Annotated in this window: 12 protein-coding genes; 7 read left to right on the top strand and 5 right to left on the bottom strand. The window is 68.8% G+C overall.

Going from position 1 to position 18,523, the window contains the following annotated elements; translation table 11 throughout:
• Nucleotides 1-11 precede the first annotated feature (11 nt).
• Nucleotides 12-905 (top strand): NADP-dependent oxidoreductase, encoded by an 894-nt coding sequence (locus SNAS_RS09405; RefSeq protein ID WP_013017172.1) that lies wholly within the window; start codon nt 12-14, stop codon nt 903-905.
• A 92-nt stretch (nt 906-997) separates the two neighbouring features.
• Nucleotides 998-1,600, top strand: coding sequence for a dihydrofolate reductase family protein (locus SNAS_RS09400; protein ID WP_013017171.1), 603 nt, complete (start codon nt 998-1,000; stop codon nt 1,598-1,600).
• On the opposite strand, the gene SNAS_RS09395 is transcribed toward SNAS_RS09400, so the two are convergent.
• Nucleotides 1,597-2,274: a response regulator gene (locus SNAS_RS09395; RefSeq protein ID WP_013017170.1), complete on the bottom strand. Its 678-nt coding sequence runs from the start codon at nt 2,272-2,274 to the stop codon at nt 1,597-1,599. The two genes, SNAS_RS09400 and SNAS_RS09395, sit on opposite strands and share 4 nt — an antisense overlap.
• Nucleotides 2,271-3,635: a sensor histidine kinase gene (locus tag SNAS_RS09390; RefSeq protein WP_211207350.1), complete on the bottom strand. Its 1,365-nt coding sequence runs from the start codon at nt 3,633-3,635 to the stop codon at nt 2,271-2,273. Before SNAS_RS09390 ends, SNAS_RS09395 begins: the two co-directional genes overlap by 4 nt.
• A gap of 165 nt (nt 3,636-3,800) precedes the next feature.
• On the opposite strand from SNAS_RS09390, the gene SNAS_RS09385 reads away from it, so the two are divergent.
• From SNAS_RS09385 to SNAS_RS09375, 3 genes are read left to right on the top strand one after another with little or no spacing between them, the layout of a single operon-like run.
• Nucleotides 3,801-4,730, top strand: coding sequence for an ABC transporter ATP-binding protein (locus SNAS_RS09385; RefSeq protein WP_083787065.1), 930 nt, complete (start codon nt 3,801-3,803; stop codon nt 4,728-4,730).
• Nucleotides 4,727-6,241 carry a hypothetical protein gene (locus SNAS_RS09380; protein WP_013017167.1) on the top strand — a complete coding sequence of 505 codons (1,515 nt, stop codon included), beginning with the start codon at nt 4,727-4,729 and terminating at the stop codon, nt 6,239-6,241. The genes SNAS_RS09385 and SNAS_RS09380 overlap by 4 nt, the downstream gene beginning before the upstream one ends.
• Nucleotides 6,238-6,993 carry an ABC transporter permease gene (locus tag SNAS_RS09375; RefSeq protein WP_013017166.1) on the top strand — a complete coding sequence of 252 codons (756 nt, stop codon included), beginning with the start codon at nt 6,238-6,240 and terminating at the stop codon, nt 6,991-6,993. The genes SNAS_RS09380 and SNAS_RS09375 overlap by 4 nt, the downstream gene beginning before the upstream one ends.
• Here the strand turns inward: SNAS_RS09375 and SNAS_RS09370 are convergent.
• Both SNAS_RS09370 and SNAS_RS09365 read right to left on the bottom strand, forming a co-directional pair.
• Nucleotides 6,990-7,802, bottom strand: a complete 813-nt coding sequence (locus SNAS_RS09370; RefSeq protein ID WP_041624698.1) for a class I SAM-dependent methyltransferase — start codon at nt 7,800-7,802, stop codon at nt 6,990-6,992. The genes SNAS_RS09375 and SNAS_RS09370 overlap by 4 nt on opposite strands.
• A gap of 19 nt (nt 7,803-7,821) precedes the next feature.
• Entirely contained in the window at nt 7,822-8,721 is a 900-nt protein-coding gene (locus SNAS_RS09365) for a LysR family transcriptional regulator (protein WP_013017164.1), read from the bottom strand.
• A gap of 111 nt (nt 8,722-8,832) precedes the next feature.
• On the opposite strand from SNAS_RS09365, the gene SNAS_RS09360 reads away from it, so the two are divergent.
• Both SNAS_RS09360 and SNAS_RS09355 read left to right on the top strand, forming a co-directional pair.
• Entirely contained in the window at nt 8,833-10,131 is a 1,299-nt protein-coding gene (locus SNAS_RS09360) for an aspartate aminotransferase family protein (RefSeq protein WP_013017163.1), read from the top strand.
• Nucleotides 10,132-10,156: 25 nt separating this feature from the next.
• Nucleotides 10,157-11,089, top strand: a complete 933-nt coding sequence (locus SNAS_RS09355; RefSeq protein WP_013017162.1) for a 1-aminocyclopropane-1-carboxylate deaminase/D-cysteine desulfhydrase — start codon at nt 10,157-10,159, stop codon at nt 11,087-11,089.
• Here the strand turns inward: SNAS_RS09355 and SNAS_RS09350 are convergent.
• Nucleotides 11,031-18,362, bottom strand: a complete 7,332-nt coding sequence (locus tag SNAS_RS09350) for a SpvB/TcaC N-terminal domain-containing protein (RefSeq protein WP_013017161.1) — start codon at nt 18,360-18,362, stop codon at nt 11,031-11,033. The genes SNAS_RS09355 and SNAS_RS09350 overlap by 59 nt on opposite strands.
• Nucleotides 18,363-18,523 lie beyond the last annotated feature (161 nt).

The following is an 18,523-nucleotide window of genomic DNA, read 5'->3' as shown; positions in this document are numbered from 1 at the left end:
GGAGGCAGGGCATGTACGCGGTCGGCTTTGACGAGTACGGGGACGCGTCGGTGTTGCGCTACGGCGAACACCCGAAACCGTCCCCGGGGCCCGGGCAGGTGCGCATCGAGGTGCGGGCCGCCGCGGTCAACCCGTACGACTGGAAACTGCGGTCCGGGATGATGCGCGAGATCGCGCCGGTGACGTTCCCGTTCATCCCCGGCGGCGAGGCGGCCGGGGTCGTCGACGAGGTCGGCGAGGGCGTCACGGGCGTCGAGGTCGGTGACGAGGTGTTCGGCCTCGGTTCGGGAACCTACGCGCAGTACGCGCTGCTCAACCACGTCGCGCCCAAGCCCGCCGGTTTCGACTGGCACCAGGCCGCGGGCACCGCGCTGGCCGCCGAGACGGCGCTGCGGTCACTGCGGCTGGTGGAACTGGCCGCGGGCCAGACCCTCGTCGTGGACGGCGCCTCCGGTTCGGTGGGCAGCGCGGCGGTGCAGCTGGCCGTCGCCGACGGCGCCACCGTCATCGGCACCTGCGGATCCTCCAATGAGGAGTTCGTTTCGTCGCTCGGTGCCCGGCCGGTCCGCTACGGGCCCGGTCTGGCCGACCGGGTCAGGGCCATGACCGCGCACGTGGACGCCGGGTTCGACACCGTCGGGCACGGCGGGGTCGCCGAGCTGATCGAGCTGACCGGCACGCCCGGCAAGGTGGTCACCGTCGCCGACTTCTCCGGCGAACACGACGTGCATGTCACCTCGGTGCCCAGCGCCTTCGACGCGCTGGCCAAGGTCGCCGAGCTGGCGCGCGGCGACGGCTATGTGGTGCGGGTCGGCCGCACCTTCCCGCTAGCCGAGGCCGAAGCCGCGCACCGCTGCGGCGAGGCGGGCATCTCGGCCGGGAAGATCGTGCTCACGCTGGAGTGACGCCTCGCGTCGGGGTGCCCGGCTGGACTGTCGATAGCATGGGGACCCCATTCGATACGGCGACCGGCGGCCAAGGCGGTAAAGGTGAACCCATGCGCGTAGTGGTCAGTGAATTCATCAGCCTGGACGGTGTGGTCCAGGCCCCGGGCGGGGCCGACGAGGACACCGACGGCGGTTTCGCCCACGGTGGCTGGTCGATGGAGTTCTTCGACGAGGAATCGATCATGCCGTTCGCGACCGAGACGATCGCCGAGGCCGACGCGCTGCTGTTCGGGCGTCGCACCTGGGAGAACATGGCGGCGGCCTGGCCGCAGCAGACCGGGGACGAGTTCTCCGACCGGATCAACGCGCTGCCCAAGTACGTGGTGTCGTCGACGCTGACCGAGGCCGACATGAAGTGGAACACCACGCTCGTGCCCGGTGGTGAGGCCGTGGCGAAGGTGCGTCAGTTGCGTGAGGCCGAGGGCCGGGGGCTGATGTTGCAGGGCAGCCCGGGGCTGGTGCGGGAGCTGCTGGCCGAGGGCCTGGTGGACGAGCTGCGGTTGATGATCGAGCCGGTGACCCTGGGCGGCGGCAAGTCGATCTTCCCGGCCGACGGCATGAAGCGACCGCTGGAGCTGGTCTCGACCACCACCGGCAAGACCGGGATCCAGCTGAACGTCTACCGGCCCAAGGCCGGCGAGGTGATCCCCTAGGCCGGACGGCCGCCGGGGACGACGAGGCCGGATTCGTAGGCGGCCACCACCGCCTGGGTGCGGTCGCGCAGCCCGAGTTTGTGCAGTACCCGGCTGACGTGGGTCTTAACCGTCTCCTCCGAGACGGTCAGCCGGGCGGCCAGTTCCGGATTGGACAGTCCTTCGGCGACCAGCCGCAGCACCTCGGTCTCGCGCGGCGTCAGCGACGCCAGCCTCGCGTCGGCGACCGGGCGCGGCTGCTTGGACTGGACGAACTCGCCGATGAGGCGGCGGGTGACGGTGGGCGCCAGCAGCGCCTCCCCCGCCGCCACGACCCGTACGGCGTCGAACAGCCGCTCGGCGGTGACGTCCTTGAGCAGGAAGCCGCTGGCCCCGGCTCGCAGCGCGTCGTAGACGTACTCGTCCAGGTCGAAAGTGGTCAGGATGATGACGCGCGGCGTCGCCTCGGAGGTGGCGGCGATGCGGCGGGTGGCCTCGATGCCGTCCATGTTGGGCATCCGGACGTCCATGAGGACGACGTCGGGGGTGGCGGTGCGGCAGGCCATCACGGCCTCGGCGCCGTCGGAGGCGATGCCGACGACGCTGAAGTCCGGTTGGGTGCCAAGCAGTTCGGCGAAGCCGGTGCGCACCACGAGGTGGTCGTCGGCGACCAGGACGCGGATGGGTTGGCTCATGCGGCGGCCTCGTCGGTGGTGGGCAGCCGGACGTCGACGCGGAAGCCGCCGCCGGAGGCGGCTGTGGTCGTGAGCTGGCCGCCGACGGCGGCGGCGCGTTCGCGCATGCCGGACAGGCCGTGGCCGCCGACGGGTGCGGTGGTGGATGGTCCGGGTCCGTTGTCGCGGATGGTCATCAGCAGTTCGTCCTGTGTGTAGTGGAGGGTCACGTCGACGGCGGCGCCGGGGGCGTGACGGCGGGCGTTGGTGAGGGCTTCCTGGATGATGCGGTAGGCGGCCAGTTCGACACCGGGATCCAGTTCAGCATACTGTCCCTTGAGGACCAGTCGGATTCCGGCGCCGGAGGCGTCGCGGGTCTCGTCCAGCAGCGCGTTGAGTTCCCGCAGTCGCAGTCCCGGCTGTGGTTGCAGCCGGGCGGGTTCGGTGCCGGTGTCCTCGCGCAGCACCCCCAGCAGCCGTCGCATCTCGGTGAGCGCGGCGCGGGCGGTGTCGCCGATGGCGCGCAGCCGTTGCGCGCCCGCCTCGGGCATCCCGGGGGTGGTGAGCCGGGCGGTCTCGGCCTGGACCGCGACCATCGAGATGTGGTGGGCGACGACGTCGTGCAGTTCCCGGGCGATGCGGGCGCGTTCGCCGCGCGCGGTGTGTTCCAGCAGCGTGTCGGCGAAGGTCCGGGCGGCGGCGCGCCCGGCCGCCGCCTCGCGGGCCGAGCGGCGGGCTATCCCCGCCAGCGCCGCGATCGGCGCCAGCACGGCCAGCAGCGCCAGCCGCACCACGAAACCGCGAACGTCCACCGGCGACTCGACGGTGACGGTCGAGGCGGCCCCACCCGGCTGGGTCTGCGACACCGAGCCCGACAGCGCGATCAGCGCCAGCAGTGGGAACGGCGCGGCGAACAGCAGGGCCGACAGCCGGGACAGGCGTGCGCCGAGTCCGGTCGGAGGACGGCCGACGGCGGTGGCGGCCGGATCGAGCGACGGCGGGCCCGGGCCGCGAATCCCCAGCTGGTACCCGGTCACCAGTTGCGCCGCGGCTCCGGCGAAGGTCAACGTCTCGGTGGCCACCATGGATACCAGCAGGGCCCCGGTGACCAGCCCCGCCGCCAGCGCGGGCCGGGTGTCCGCCAGCGCCACCGGCACGGTCGAGGCCAGGCCCAGCAGCACGATGATCGCGATCAGCAGCGGCCGGTTGGGTTCGGGGGCGACGGCGCGGGCGGCGTGGATCCAGGACTCGGCGGTGGCGATCGCGCCCAGCAGCGCCGCGCCCACCGCGAAGCCGTGCTCGGACAGCCGGTTCGCCAGCGTCCCGGACCGGAAGCGGGCACGCGTCGAGCCGTCTCGTCCGGCACCGCTCCCACCTGTCACAACGGCCATTGTCCACCGGTTTCGGTCGCACCGCGTCCCTCCGTCGCGCCACCGTCTCCTCCCCCACGGGTGGGACGCCCGGTGACGGCTCGCCGCCGCGAGGGAGCCGAAGACGGCTCCGTTTCGGGACGCGGCGAACGGCAACGGTCGCTTAGCCTGGCCGCCATGGAAACAGGTATCGAAGTATCTGAAGTGCATAAACGCTATGGGGCGGTGACGGCCCTGGACGGCATGACCTTCACCGTCAAGCCGGGGCGGGTCACCGGTTTCGTCGGCCCCAACGGGGCGGGCAAGTCCACCACCATGCGGGTCATCCTCGGCCTCGACACGCCGCAACGCGGCCGGGCGCTGGTCAACGGCGAACCGTACCGGCGGCTGCGGCACCCGCTCAGCCAGGTCGGCGCGCTGCTGGACGCCTCGGCGCTGCAACCCGGGCGTTCGGCCCGCAACCATCTGCTGTGGCTGGCCCATTCCCAGGGCCACGGCGCCAAACGCGTCGACGCGATGCTGGAGCAGGTGGGGCTGTCGCAGGTGGGGCGGCGCCGGGCGGGCGGCTTCTCGCTGGGGATGCGGCAGCGGCTGGGCATCGCCGCCGCGCTGCTGTGCGATCCGCCGGTGCTGATGCTGGACGAGCCGTTCAACGGGCTGGACCCCGAGGGGATCGTGTGGATTCGCGGTCTGCTGCGGGGCCTGGCCGCCGAGGGCCGCGCGGTCCTGGTGTCCAGTCACCTGATGAGCGAGCTGGAGGACGCCGCCGACCATCTGCTCGTCGTGGGCCGGGGCCGGGTACTGGCCGACACTCCGGTGTCGGCGCTGATCACCGCCGCCTCCCGGGGCCGGATCCTGGTGCGCACCACCGAACGCGAGGCCGTCATGGAGATCCTGGCCGGTGACGGCGCCACCGTCGCCGTCACCGGGACCGACGTCGTCACCGTCACGGGTCTGGCCGCCGCCCGGATCACCGAACTGCTCAACGCCGCCGCGATCCCCTTCTCGGAGGTGGCCACCTACCGCGCCGGACTCGAAACCGCCTATATGGAGCTGACCCGCGAGGCGGTCGAGTTCCACGCCGAGCCGACGGAGGCCAAGCGATGACCGGATACCGCTCCCCGCTGCCCAAGGGCCGAGACGGCTTCGGGCAACTCGTCCGCGCCGAGTGGACCAAACTGCGCAGCGTGTACGGCTGGATCGCGGGCCTGGCGATGATGGCCGTGACCATTGTGGGCCTGGGGACGTTCATCGCCTGGGGCAGCACCTCCTCGTGCATGGAGGGCAACAAGGAGGTCACGTGCCCGAAGCCGCCGCTGGGTCCCGAGGGCGACGCGGTGACCGACAAGTTCTACTTCGTCAACCAGCCGCTGACCGGGGACGGCGACATCACCGTCCGGGTCACCGAGATGTCCGACAACATCGACTCCGGCACGGCGCCCTGGGCCAAGGCCGGGATCATGATCAAGGAGAACCTGAAGCAGGGCTCGTCCTACGCCGCGGTCATGGCCACCGCCGACCACGGCGTGCGGATGCAGCACGACTACAAGTACGACACCGCGGGGAAACCCGGCCGCCCGTCCCCGGACGAACCTCGGTGGCTGCGGCTGGATCGCGACGGCGACACCATCACCGGCTCCGAATCCCGCGACGGAAAAACCTGGACCACAGTGGATAAGGTGCGGCTGGCAGGACTGCCCGAAACCGTCCACATCGGCATGTTCGCCGCCTCGCCCGGTTCGCTCAACATCGGACCCGCCCAGTTCGGCGGTTCCGTTCAGTCCGGACAGATGGCCCCTGCGACCGGCGTGTTCGACGAGGTCACCGCGCCGGGTGACGACTGGGACGCGGCCGACATCGGCGCCACCGAGGCGGCAGAAGGCCCGCCGCACCTCACCAGCGGGCACACCGTCGACGACGGCGTGTTCACCGTCTCCGGCAGCGGTGACATCGCCCCGTACACCGAAGGACACCACCCCGAGGCCACCCTCCCGGGTGTCTGGATCGGACTGATCGCCCTGGTGGTGGTCGCCGTCGGGTTCGTGACCGTGGAATACCGGCGCGGCATGATCCGCACCTCGCTGCTGGCCAGTCCCCGCCGAGGCCGCGTGCTGCTGGCCAAGGCGACGGTGCTGGGTTCGGTCACCTTCGTGCTGGCGCTCGTCGCCATCGCGTTCACCGTCACGGTTGGAAAGCCGCTGCTGCGCGGTGGCGGCAACTTCATCCTGCCGGTGCCGGTGAGCACCGAGATCCGGGTCATTGTCGGCACCGCCGCGGTGTTGGCCCTGACCGCCGTCCTGTCGCTGGCCATCGGTGCGCTGTTCCGGCGCGGCCTGACCGGCACCGTCACCGCGATCACCGTGATGATCCTGCCGTTCCTGGTCACCTTCACCGCGGTGCTGCCGCACTCGGTTCCACAGTGGCTGCTTCGGGTCACCCCGGCGGCGGGTTTCGCGATCACACAGGGCATCCCTGAATACCCGCACGTCTACGCGGACTACAGCCCGGCGAACGGGTACTACCCGCTGCCGCCGTGGGCCGGGCTGCTCGTCCTGACGGCCTTCGCCGCCGCGACGCTGTGGCTGGCGGTCCGACGACTGTCGCGGAGGGACACATGAGGCTCGCCCTGCACGCCGAGTTCACCAAACTGCGCACCGCGCCGGGCACCGGCGGGCTGCTGCTGGCGATCCTGATCGCGACCGTCGCGGTCAGCGCGCTGGCCGGTACCGGCACCTCCTGCGTCTCCGGCGTCTGCGAGCTCGACGCCGTCAAGCACAGCCTCACCGGAGTCCAAATCGGGCAGTCGTTCGTCGCGGTGTTCGCCATCGCCGCCATCGGCGGTGAGTACGGCAACGGAATGATCCACACGACCCTGACCGCCGTCCCCCGACGGCTCACCGTCGTGGCCGCCAAGGTCGTCACGACGCTCGCCGTGATCGCCGTGGTGGCGGTGGCGGCGGTACCGGCGGCGCTGCTGGCCGGTCGCGCGGGCCTGGCCCGGCAGGGTCACGAGATCGCGCTGTCGGATTTCGACACCCAGCGCGCGGTGCTGGGCTCGATCGCCTACCTGCTCCTCATCGGAGTGCTGAGTATCGGCATCGCGCTGGTGGCCCGCAACGCCACCGCCGCCATCGGCATCACTCTGGGGCTGTTGTACCTGTTCCCGCTGCTGGCCGCGACGGTCACCAACGAATCGTTGGTCCGGGTTCTGTATCGCATGTCCCCCATGAACGCTGGTCTGTCCATTCAGGCTACGACCGGGCTGGCCGATCTGATGATCGCGCCGTTGGCGGGCCTGGGGGTACTGGCCGCGTGGGCGGTCGCCGCGCTCGTGGGCGGCACGCTGTCGCTACGGTTTCGCGACGCCTAACCGAAGCGGTAACGCTCCACCCGGTACGAGGTGCGCAGGCCCGGCGTCACGTTCATCAGCCAGTACGTGAACCGCACCGACGCGGGCAGTCGCGCCAGGTCCGGTGAGTTGAGGATCGGTGCCTCGTCGAGGTATTCGAGCCGCGGGTGCCAGTCGGCCAGCACCCGCGGCTTGAAGCCCGACTTGAAGGTGACGCCGTACTTTCGCAGGTTGGGGTCGTACTTCGAGGTTCGCGACACCCACGGCGGCACGAGATCGCACTGCAGTTGCCCGGACGGGAATCCGTCCACGATGGAGGTGACGATGCGTTCGACGTCGGCCGCCTCCAGGTACGGCAGCAGCCCTTCGGCGATCATCAGCACCGGACGGTCGTGGGGCACCCGGTCCAGCCAGGCGAGCTCGATGACGCTGGAACCGATGAGGGTGTAGTGCTCCCTTCGCGGCAGTAGCTGTTCCCGCAGTGCGATGACGTCGGGGAAGTCCAGGTCGTACCAGTCGACCCCGGCGGGCGGGTCGACGCGGTACACCCGGGCGTCCAGGCCGCAGCCCAGGTGCAGCACCACCGCGTCGGGGTGTTCGGCCAGGAACGCACGCGCCCAGTCGTCGTGGGCCTTGGCCCGCACGACCGCCATCGCGCCCATCTGGCTGGTCCCGCGTTTACGTTTGTCGTAGTCGGGGTCCAGGCCCCGCATCGCCCGCTCGGCGTATGCGTCGCCCAGGATCGGCTCGGGCAGCAGGTTGTCGACGGCCTTGGTCTGCAACACCACCGCGAGGGTCCGCTTCACGCCGGTGAGTTCGGTGTCAGCCATGACTTCCATACTGGCGCAATCAGTCGGTGTCGTGGGCGCTCGCGCGAAGTCGCGCCACCGCGCGGGCGATGAGGTCGCCGCGACGTCGGTCCCGGCGGGCGTGGACGACGATGCGCCGCGACACGGTCGGGTTGACCAAGGGTTTGGCGACCAGCCCGTCCGGCAGTTCCGCGACGGCCAGTCGCGGCAGGACGGTGACGCCGATTCCGGCCGCCACCAGCCGCAGCGCCGCCCGATGGTCGTCGAGCCGGGCCGCGTAGCGGGGCGTGAATCCGGCGGCCCGGCAGGCGCTGAGCATGATCCGTCCGATCGGGCTGTCGTAGATGTCGTGGTCCACCCAGGGTTCGGCTTCCAGGTCCCGCAGCGCGATCTGCTCGGCCCCGGCGAGCCGGTGCCCGGCCGGGACCACGGCGAGCAGTTCCTCGACGGTGAGCTCGTGGCGCCGGTAGCCGTCGAGACGCAGTTCGACGCCGTCGGCGGGTTCGGTGCGGATGTCGAGGTCGGGTTGCCGCCGTCCGCGTCCGTTGACGGGTTCGTTGAGGCTGATCTCGACGGTGAGGTTGGGCCGGTGGCGCCGCACCGTCCGCACCACCTCGGGCAGCCAGCTCTCCGAGGCCGAGGCGAAACAGGCTATCGCCAGGTGTTCGGCGTCGCCGCCGCGCAGGTCCGCCACGACCCGTTCCAGGCGCCCGAAGTCGGCCAACAGCGCGGCGGCCTGGTCGGCGAGCTGCCGGGCGGCGTCGGTGGCGACGATGCCGCGTCCCTGTTTCTCGAACAGGACCAGTCCGGTCTCGCGGGCCAGCGCCGTCATGTGCTGGCTGATGGTCGCGGGCGAGTAGTTGAGGTTCCGGGCGGCGGCGTTGATGGATCCGGCGGCCAGGACTTCGCGCAGGACCAGCAGGCGTCGTGGGTTGAGCATGCCGCAACCATAAGGCACCACCGAACGGTCACCTGGTTTTGTTTGCTTGTGCCGATGGGTGCCCGGCGGCGAGGATGACATCCAAGCGGCAGCATCCAGGAGGTAACCACTATGGACACGACATCGCGGGACGCGGCGGACCGGCTCCTGATCCGTTACGGGGTCGGCTTCACGCCGCGGCTCATCGAACGCGCCGCCGGGTCGCACGTCTTCGACAGCGACGGCACCGCGATCCTCGACTTCACCTCGGGGCAGATGAGCGCGATCCTCGGCCACGGGCACCCCGACATCGTCGCGACGGTGTCGCGCGCGGTGGCGTCCCTGGATCACCTGTACAGCGGCATGCTCAGCCCGCCGGTGCTCCAGCTGGCCGAGAAGCTCGACGCGGCCCTGCCCGCGCCGTTGGGCAAGACGCTGCTGCTGACCACGGGCGCGGAGGCGAACGAGGCGGCGCTGAAGATGGCGAAGCTGGCGACCGGCCGCTACGAGATCGTGTCCTTCGACCGGTCCTGGCACGGCATGACGCAGGGCGCGGCCTCGGCGACGTTCTCGGCGGGGCGGCGCGGCTACGGCCCGCCGACGCCGGGGAACCTGGTGCTGCCGACGCCCAACGGCTACCGCTCCCCGTTTCGCAACCCGGACGGGTCCTACGACTGGGAGGGCGAACTCGACTACGGTTTCGCGCTGGTGGATCAGCAGTCGGCCGGGAGCCTGGCCGCGTGCCTCGTCGAGCCGATCCTGTCCTCGGGCGGCATCATCGACCCGCCGCCGGGGTACCTGCGTCGGCTGCGGGAGTTGTGCCACGAGCGCGGGATGCTGCTCATCCTCGACGAGGCGCAGACCGGCTTGGGCCGCACCGGGGCCATGTACGCGTTCGAACGCGACGGGGTCGTCCCCGATCTGCTGACGCTGTCGAAGACGCTGGGTGCTGGGTTGCCGGTGGCGGCGGTCGTGACGAGCGATGCGATCGAGCGGGTGTGTCACGAGCGGGGTTTCCTGTTCTATACGACGCACGTGTCGGATCCGCTGGCGGCGGCGGTCGCGGTGACGGTGCTGGACGTGATCGAGCGCGAGGGGCTGGTGGCCAGGGCGGCGCGGCTGGGCGCTCAGCTCACCGACAGGTTGCTGGCGCTTCGGGAACGCTTCGAGGTGGTCGGGGATGTCCGGGGGCGGGGTCTGTTGCAGGGCCTGGAACTGGTGCGGGACAAGAAGTCCAAGGCGCCCGCGGACGAGCTGGGTAAGGCGGTGACGGCGGCGTGCCTGGAACGGGGGCTGCACATGAACATCGTCCAGTTGCCGGGGATGGGCGGGATCTTTCGCATCGCGCCGCCGTTGACGATCGGCGAGGCGGAGCTTCACTCGGGTGTGGACATTCTGGAGGCGGCGATCGCGGAGGCGCTTGGCGGCTGATGCGGCTGCGTGCCAGGATGGGCCGGTGAATCCGGACGTCACGCGGGGGCTGGAACCCGTCCTGCCTTCGCCGGTCGTGGAGCTGCGCGACGAGCGGCTGGAGCGGCACGGGGTGCGGGTGCTGGTCAAGCGCGACGATCTGATTCATCCCGACGTGCCGGGCAACAAGTGGCGGAAGCTGAAGTACAACCTGGAAGTGGCTCGGGAGCGTGGGTTCGCGACGCTGTTGACGTTCGGTGGGGCGTACTCGAATCATGTCCGGGCGGTGGCGGCGGCCGGGCGGGCGCTGGGTTTCGCCACGGTCGGGGTGATTCGTGGTGAGGAGCGGTTGCCGTTGAATCCGTCGCTGGAGTTCGCGGTGCGGCAGGGGATGCGGTTGACCTATATGGACCGGACGACGTATCGGCGTAAGACCGACGCCGATGTGGTCGCGGGTTTGCGGGAGCGGTTCGGGGAGTTCTATCTGATTCCCGAGGGTGGCAGTAATGCGTTGGCCGTCAAGGGGTGCGCTGAGTTGCCGGGTGAGATCGACGTCGATTACGACCTCGTGTGCTGTGCGTCCGGTACCGGCGGGACGCTGGCGGGTATCGCGGCCGGGTTGCCGGACGGCAAGCGGGCCTTGGGGTTTCAGGTGCTGAAGGGTGGCGACTTCCTCAGCGAGGAGGTGCGGCGGTTGCAGCGCGAGGCGTACGGGAACGTCGGCGACAACTGGTCCATCAACGCCGATTTCCATTTCGGAGGGTACGCGAAGCGCACGCCGGAGCTGCTGGCGTTCATCGACGATTTCCGGGCCCGGCACGGTATCGAGCTCGACCGGATCTACACCGCCAAGATGATGTGCGGAACCTTCCGGCTCGTCGAGACGAAGCAGATCCCCGCGGGTACCACGGCCATCGCGATCATCGCGGGATTAGTCCCTCCCCGACACCCTGGAGCTGGGGTTGCGGTTTCGCGTTGACGAACCCCGAGGGGATGTGCGGCAGCAGATCGGCGATCGCCTTGCCACCGGCCGTCTGCGAACGCAGCCACAAGACGGTGGTCCACAAAGTCTCGGTCACCGCGGCGGCCTGCGCGGCGGTCTGAGCTGCCGCGTAACCGGAATCGCTCGGATTCAGCCGTCCTCGTTGAGTGTCATCGATGAACGTACTCAGCAGGAAGGTGTGCGGTCCGGTGGCTCCCGGCGAGGCTCGGGTCATGAGCGCCACCGCGAAGTTCAGGTATTCGGTGATGTGCCTGGGATCGATGACGCGGGTGGAGTAGCCGTCGTCGGCCGCCATCACGTCGTTGGCGAAACCGGGATAGCCGCCCTGGAACAGGTAGTAGCGTTCGTCCATCCCGATCGTGTGACCGGTTTCGTGGATGAGGCGGCGCAGCAGCGCACCCTTGTCGGACTCGGTCTTGCTGTTGGCTATGACCTCGCCGACCATGTGGCTGTTGATGTTGCGCTGGACGAGCGCACCGTCGGGTTCCCGTCGGCTCTGGTAGTTGGTCGCCAGATGTTCGACCCGCCCGCCGATGCCCTCGCCCTTCTTGGGCGCGCGAAGCGTCAGGACGTTGTCGCCCACTTCGAACTTGTCGGCGGCGGCCTGTTTCTCGTCCACCACGAAGCCGGACTTGTCGATCTTGATGGGCGCGGTCGGGGAATCGTGAACCTGGTACTTGATGTCGTAGTTGAGCGTCCACTGTTGATTGTTTATGGTGGCACCGGTTCCCCGGTTGGGTATCGACGTCTTGGCCGCCACGGCGGTGTTGACTTCGCTCTCGGTGGCCACCGTTGGATTCGCCCAGTACGCCTCGGCCTTCTTGGCCACTTCCCGCAACGCCGTGCGTTCGGCGTCGGTGGCGGCGTACAGGTGCACGGTGGTCCGCACGGTGACGGTGTGCTTGACCGGATTGATGATGAGCCGGGCCTCCCGGCCGTCGGGGTCGGCGAAGACGATCGGGTTGTTTCTGGTGTAGACGTACGGGTTCGGCCCCTCGGCGATTCCCTTCGGATCGCCGCTGGTCCAGCGCCCCAGTCCGGGCGCGTAGTAGCGGGCGCCGTGGTAGTACAGCCCGGACTCCTCGTCGCGTTCCTTGCCGGTGAAGCGGTAGCGTTTCGGGGTCTCGGTACGGCTGCGGACGGATTCGACGGCGGTGCCGCCGTAGGGGTAGTACTCCTCATGGGAGATGATCCGCGCACTGTCGTCCAACTCCAGAGTGGACGAGCCGATCTGGTCGGCGAGCTGGAACCGTGTCAGTCGCTCCAGACCTTCGTCATCGCCTTCCGTGCGACGCTCGACGAGCGCGATGCGCTGTTCACCGTCGAGAATGTGCAGGGTTTGGCGTTCGAGCGTCAGCTCGCCGTTGGCGCGGTGGCGGCGGTGGATCTCGAACGGCCCCAGGTAGACCCGCTCGGAGAGCCGGGAACCGTGGTGCTCGGTGACTTTGCGGACCCGGTTGCCGTTGGCGTCGTACACGTAGAACGTCGTGGCCAGATCGTTGTCATCGCGTCGAGCGGTGGACCGCAACCGGTCCTTGAAGTCCCATCGCAGTGACGGCAGCTCGGGCATCGCGGTCGTGTTGCCGTGCTCGTCATAGCTGAAGCGCTGCGGCGTGGTCGGTCCATTGTCGGTGATGGCACTGAGCCGGTTCCCGGGAACGCCGGGTTCGAGCAGGCTCGCCTCGTCGTACCGGTAGCGGCGGGTCCAGCCTGACTTCGCCGGATCGGTGGCCCAATGCGTCATGGACAGCAGGTTCCCGACCTGGTCGTAGCCGAAGCGCCGCAGGTACCGGCCCAGCGCCTCGCCGTCGTCGGCCGCGCCGATCTGTTCGCGGCCAGTGGCTTCGACGAGCCGATAGGTCGCGTCAAACGTGTAGTCGGCGCTCGATTCGACGCGCTGGTTGCCGTTGAACACCGTCGACTGCGCGGCGTCGGCGATGTGGGTGATGTTGCCGATCGGGTCGTAGGTGTGGGTGAGGTCTTGCAGCGCGGTCAATCCTCGGACGGTTCGCAAGGTGGTGAGCCGGAAGGTCTCGTCGTCGTAGCCGTACTCGGTGCGCACGCCGTTGGCGTATTCGATCGACCGGCGCTGGCCACGAGCGTTGTAGTCGATACCGGTGACGAACGCGGTGGCCGCTCCAGCTCCAGCCCCAGCCCCAGCCCCAGCCCCAGCCCCAGCCCCAGCCCCAGCGAGCGTGGCATCGAGCCGTTCCAACAGGTTGGCCTCGTTGTAGCCCGGCACAATTTCGCTACCGTCGGGTGCCGTCAACCGGGTCGCTCGGTTGAGCGCGTCAAACGCGGTGTGGCTGGCGTAGACGGCCTCCTGAAGCGGCACATCCCCCGCCCAGTCCGGGTCCTCGCGATAGCCCACCGCCAGCTGCCGCGACGTCGTCAGCGCATTCCCCTTGAAGTCGAACCTCGGCGTCCCGGCGACACCCGCCGTGTCGTAGTGCCGATACAACCGGGTGCGCAAGTTCCGCTGCGCCGCTTCCGGATGCGCCTCCCCGTACTCGTACCGCTCGAACAGGACCTCGGCGTCCTCACCCTCCGCCACAAACATCCGCAACGGCCGCCGCAACGCGTCGTACTCAGTCCGGAAGCGCAACCCCCGGCTGTTCCACGCCAACACCGGCTGCCCAACGACGTCGTTGAGCAGCAACCGCCGCCCAGTGTCCATGCTGTCCTGTCCGATCTGGACACCCACCAGGTCATAGTCGTAGCGCACCACGACCCGATCCAACGCGTCGCCCACCTCAAGGATGCTGCCCTCGATGTCGAGGGTCGTGCGAGTCGCGAAGATCTCGTCCCGATTATCGGACAGGCTGAAAATGGCGCGCCCCAAGCCATCGAGCCAGGCGCGGCCGGGAGTCGCGGCGTGCGTCTCGGTCTTGCGGGCGGCGGCTTGCTCGTACTCCCCCAGCTCGCCGTTGACACGTTGCTCGTACCAGGTTCGCCAGTCGGGTTGGGCGGCGAGGAATCCACGCACATAGCCGCCGATGTCGGCATCGGTGCAGGGATCGATCAGAACGGTGTCGTTGACGTCCCAGGTCGCCTGGTACCAGGCGTCGAAGGTCAGCTTCTCCCAGGTGTCGTTGGGATGGATGGTCGCCACGGTCCGGCCCAGTGGGTCGTAGAACTGCACCGAACTAACGCCACTGAGCACCGCGAACTCGAAGTCGTGGGTGGCGGAGAAGAACGGCTCGTACTTGCGGACCGGTTTGCCCTTGTTGTTGAAGACGGTCCAACCGGTTCCGGTCCACCGTGGTCGGCCGTCGGGTCCGGGTTCAGCTTGGGCCTTCTGTTGAATTTCACGGGTGAATCCATCCGAATAGGACAACGAGTGTTGGAGTCGTGAGGATTCGCCGTCGGCGAGGTCGGCGGCGTGGGTTTCGCGCGACAGGGTGGCCACGACCGGCGGCCGGGGTTGGGAGTCGTGGCGAGTGCGGAAGTACGCGAACTGGTCGTAGACCATGCGGGTGGTGGCATCGCCGAGCAGCGCATGCGGATCGGCGAGCGGGTCGCGGAAGTAGCCGTCGATCTCCGCGTCGGTCAGGTCCGGCGTGAAACCGGCGAGACTGTCGCCAACGCCCTCACCGTCCTTGCCCATCACGGCGGTTCCCACGACCATGCCCAGGGCGTCGAACGCGACGGCGGAGCGGTTGCCGTTGGCGTCAGTGGACAGCCGCGCGGAAAGCACGCGATAGTCGTTGACGGCGCTGGTCTCGTTGGCGAGCTGGTCCCGGGTGCCGGTGACCAGCAGATCGTAGGCGTCGTAGTCGACGGTGGACTCGCCACCGAAGGGGTCACGGAACCGGCGGGGCTGGAAGAAGTGCGCGATGGCGTCGTAGCGTTCGACGACCGGATCATCCGACACCGAATAGAAGACCGTCGACGACGGACTCCACCAGCCGTCGTCGCCGTCGAGGCGCTCGTATCCAGCCCGCGTCATTGCCGCCTCGTCCACGCGATCGCCGTAGGTTTCGGTCAGCTGCCGCTCGGTGAAGATCTTCTGGTGGCCGACCTGGGGCAAGGCTCGCGATTCCAGTACCCCCAGCGGAAGCGGCCCGCTGAGGTCGTCGCGTCGGTACCGGTTGCGGGAGTGCCGCAGCAGCTTCCTGTCGGCCGTGCTCACCGCCGTTTTCAGCGAGTCGACATCGAACGCTTGGGTTGGGTCTATTTCGTTTAGCTCGAAGCTACTCGACTCAAAGCTAAGTGGGACGCGGTAGTCGTTGTCGGTGTCGACCAGGTTGGTGTAGCCAGTCTCGGTGTAGACCACGTGGGAGCGGGACTGCCGATCCTGGTCCGCCGTGGACAGCGACGGATCGCGGGTGAGGCGGCCGTATCCGATGGCGACCGAGCGCAGCACGTTGCCGAAGTCGTCGACCGCGAGCACCACCTCGTGTGACACGCGCGGATCGGCGAGCGAACGCTCGTACTGGGCGGTCAGTTGTTCCCGATCGTGGATGGAGAACACCGCGTAGCCGAGCGGCCCGGTGACGGCCTGGTGCAGCTTGACCGTGTAGTTCTGGCTGGCTGTCAGGTACGGGCGGGATGCCGCAGGGGATGCGTCGTCGGCGTAGGTTTCGCGCCGCAGCGTGGTGCCTTTCAGGGCCCGGAGGGCTTGCCGCCGTTCGTCGGGTGTCAGGGACTCGGTGGGCAGTGTGGATTCCGGTAGCCGGATGGTCTCGTCCGGGAAGTACTCGGTGGCCAGCTTCGCGGAGACGTCACCGTCGGGCAGATCGGCTCCGGTGTGGAACCAGGTCTTGGTGTGAACCGGCGGCAGGTACGTGACCTCGTCCACATTGGGGGCTTGGCCGAGCGCGGCGAGACTTTCGGTGTCCCACTGTTCGACCATCGCGAAGCCGTGGAACTCGCGTTCGACGCCGTCGAAGAAGCCGTGGTGGTACGCGAAGCGGGACACGAACCTGTTGTGGCTGATGTGGTCGATGGTCTCCACCCGTTCGACCACGTGCACCGGGAACGGCAGCCTGGTGATCCAGGGGTGGCCGTCGCGTTGGTCGTCCAGGTAGAAGCGGGTCGACGGCGCGTAGGCGACGCGGGTTTCGGCGCCCATGTTGTTGACGACGGACGTCAGCAGGTGCGGTTTTACGCTGCCCATCAGGTCGAGGTACCGGACGTGGAATCCCAGTTCCGTGGGCAGCGGGGACGACCACACTAGACAGGCGGTGCCGTTGCCCAGCAGATCGGTCGCCGAGACCTGCGCGACCTGGTCGGTGCGCGGGAACGCGACGCCGAGGCCCTGCGGTGGCTCCCAGGTGTTGCCGCAACGGTTGCGGTAGACGCGGGTCTCGGTGCGGTGCAGGTAGATCAGGTCGACGCATCCGGAGCCGTCGATGTCGGCGAGGCGCACACGTTGCTGGTCGAAGGACTCGGGTTCGTCCAGCCAGGGTGAGTCGTCCATGGTGACCCGGGCACCGAAACGTCCGTAGCCGAGGTTCGGCCAGTAGCAGACCTCCCCGTTGCGCACGCGCACCATATCGGACAGTCCGTCACCGGACATGTCGGCCAGATGGATTCCGTCCTCGCCGTGGGCGAACACCAGTCGAGGCCCGGCCGACTCGTCCAGCGGCGGATAGGTGCGTTCCGCGGTGCCGTAGCCGTCCTCACCCAGGGACGGATGCCACGTGAACACGTCGTCCTCGGTGATCAGGACGTCGGCGAAACCGTCGCCGGTCAGGTCCACGAAGCGCAGGTTCGGATCGTTCGGGTCGAGGTTCGGCATCGACGCGAACGGCCGAAACGTTCGCCAGCCGCCGTCCTCGGTGCGTTCGTAGAAGCCCGGTGTCGAGGAGGCGAGATCGACCACGTCGAGTGAGCCGTCACCGGCGAGGTCGAGCAGTCGCGGGGAATCGTAGACACCGGTGGACGGCTGCGACGGCAGCTGCCGGACGGGTCCGAAGTGGCCGTCGCCGAGGTTGGGTTTGTAGAACAGGCCGGTGCCCTGCTGGCTCAGTACACCGGACAAGCCTTCGCCGTCCAGGTCCACCCACTGGTAGCCCGGACCCTCCACGCCTTGCGGCAGGTTCGCCAGACTGTCAGCCGGAAGGGTTCGCGGTGTCTCGTCGATGACCGCGCGGCTGTAGTCGAAGTCCACTCGCGGCAGTGCCCGGCTGATCTGTTCGTCGCCCTGGCGGCGGTATCCGCGCTGCGTCACCGACGCGATGAAGGCGCCGATGGTCTCGGTGCGGTAGTCGAACTCGGTGGCGCGTACCAGGCAGTCGGCGCCGACGTCGGTCTCGTCGGGGAAGTGGTGGAACATCAGGACCCGGCGGCACAGCCGGTAGCTGCGCACCTCGAAGCCGGAACGGTAGCTGGAGAACGGATCGACGCGCACGTCCCAGTCGCGCTCCTCGGCGGGAGTGCCGGTGTCGTGCTCCCCGTAGTCGAAGACCACCTCGAACATGTAGTCCGCTGTGGATAGATTCGGCGCGGTCAGGCGGGATCGCCGGTTGCCGTACTTGATCCGTTTCAGGTATCGCTGGGCGGTGCGGTCCGCGTCGGTGCGAGTGGCCTCGTGGACAACCGACGTGTCGACGCCGCGCGAGTCCTCCGGCTTGTACTCGTATTGCATCGCGTTGCCCAGCGCGTCGAAGGACTCGCACACCAGCCAGCTGAAGACCCGGTTCGGGGCGGCCGGGTCGGCGATGCGGCTTTGCGCGGTGGAACCGTACACAGTGGTGATGTTCTCGCGGGAGATGGCTCGCCAGTGTGTCTGGCCGTCCGCGAGGTCCCGCCAGTGTTCGACGCGCGCGAACGGTCCCTCGATCCGGGGACGGTAGCGCCGGACGGCGAACCGCCGCTCCCCCAGCTGGCGGGTGCGGTCGTGACCGGGTTCGGGGACAAGGTCCTCCGAGCCCGACAGCACGAAGACGTCGCCGTCGTCCATCGTGTCCTGATAGCGCGGCAGACCCTTGTCGGTCCTGCGGGTTATGGCTGGTACCGACAGTTTCCATCCGATCCCGAATGGACCGTTGCCGTTGCCGGAGTCGTAGGCCAGGACCAGTTCGGGGCCGAAGCCGGATCGTCCGGGGCTGGTCGGTATCGGCACGCTGCCGGTTCCGGTGCCGGTGACCGGGTTGGCCGCGAACTTCTCGCCGATTCCCCGGATGGCGCCGCCCCCGGTCGGCAGTGAGATCGCGGGTGCCCTCGGCACCATAGTCTGTTGTGGATTTTCGTCGTCCCGTGCTTCTGTTCCCCGAGAAGTGTTGGGGGGTCCGCTTTCCACCATGTTCGGAAACCTCCTCAGGCGAAGCTATTTCAGCAAATGCCGGGTGTTCAGTGCCCGATTGCCCGGCGCCGCGGGCCCTTTGACCCTGATTGGCCCCACAGGGTCCATCGGCGGACGAACCGGGACCAAATGCCCCCCGGAAATGCGTGATCGGTCATGGA

This window comes from Stackebrandtia nassauensis DSM 44728 (genome assembly GCF_000024545.1).
GTDB classification, from domain to species: Bacteria; Actinomycetota; Actinomycetes; order Mycobacteriales; family Micromonosporaceae; genus Stackebrandtia; species Stackebrandtia nassauensis.
The sequence above is the reverse complement of the archived record's forward strand: the minus strand, read 5'-3'. Positions and strand labels throughout refer to the sequence as shown.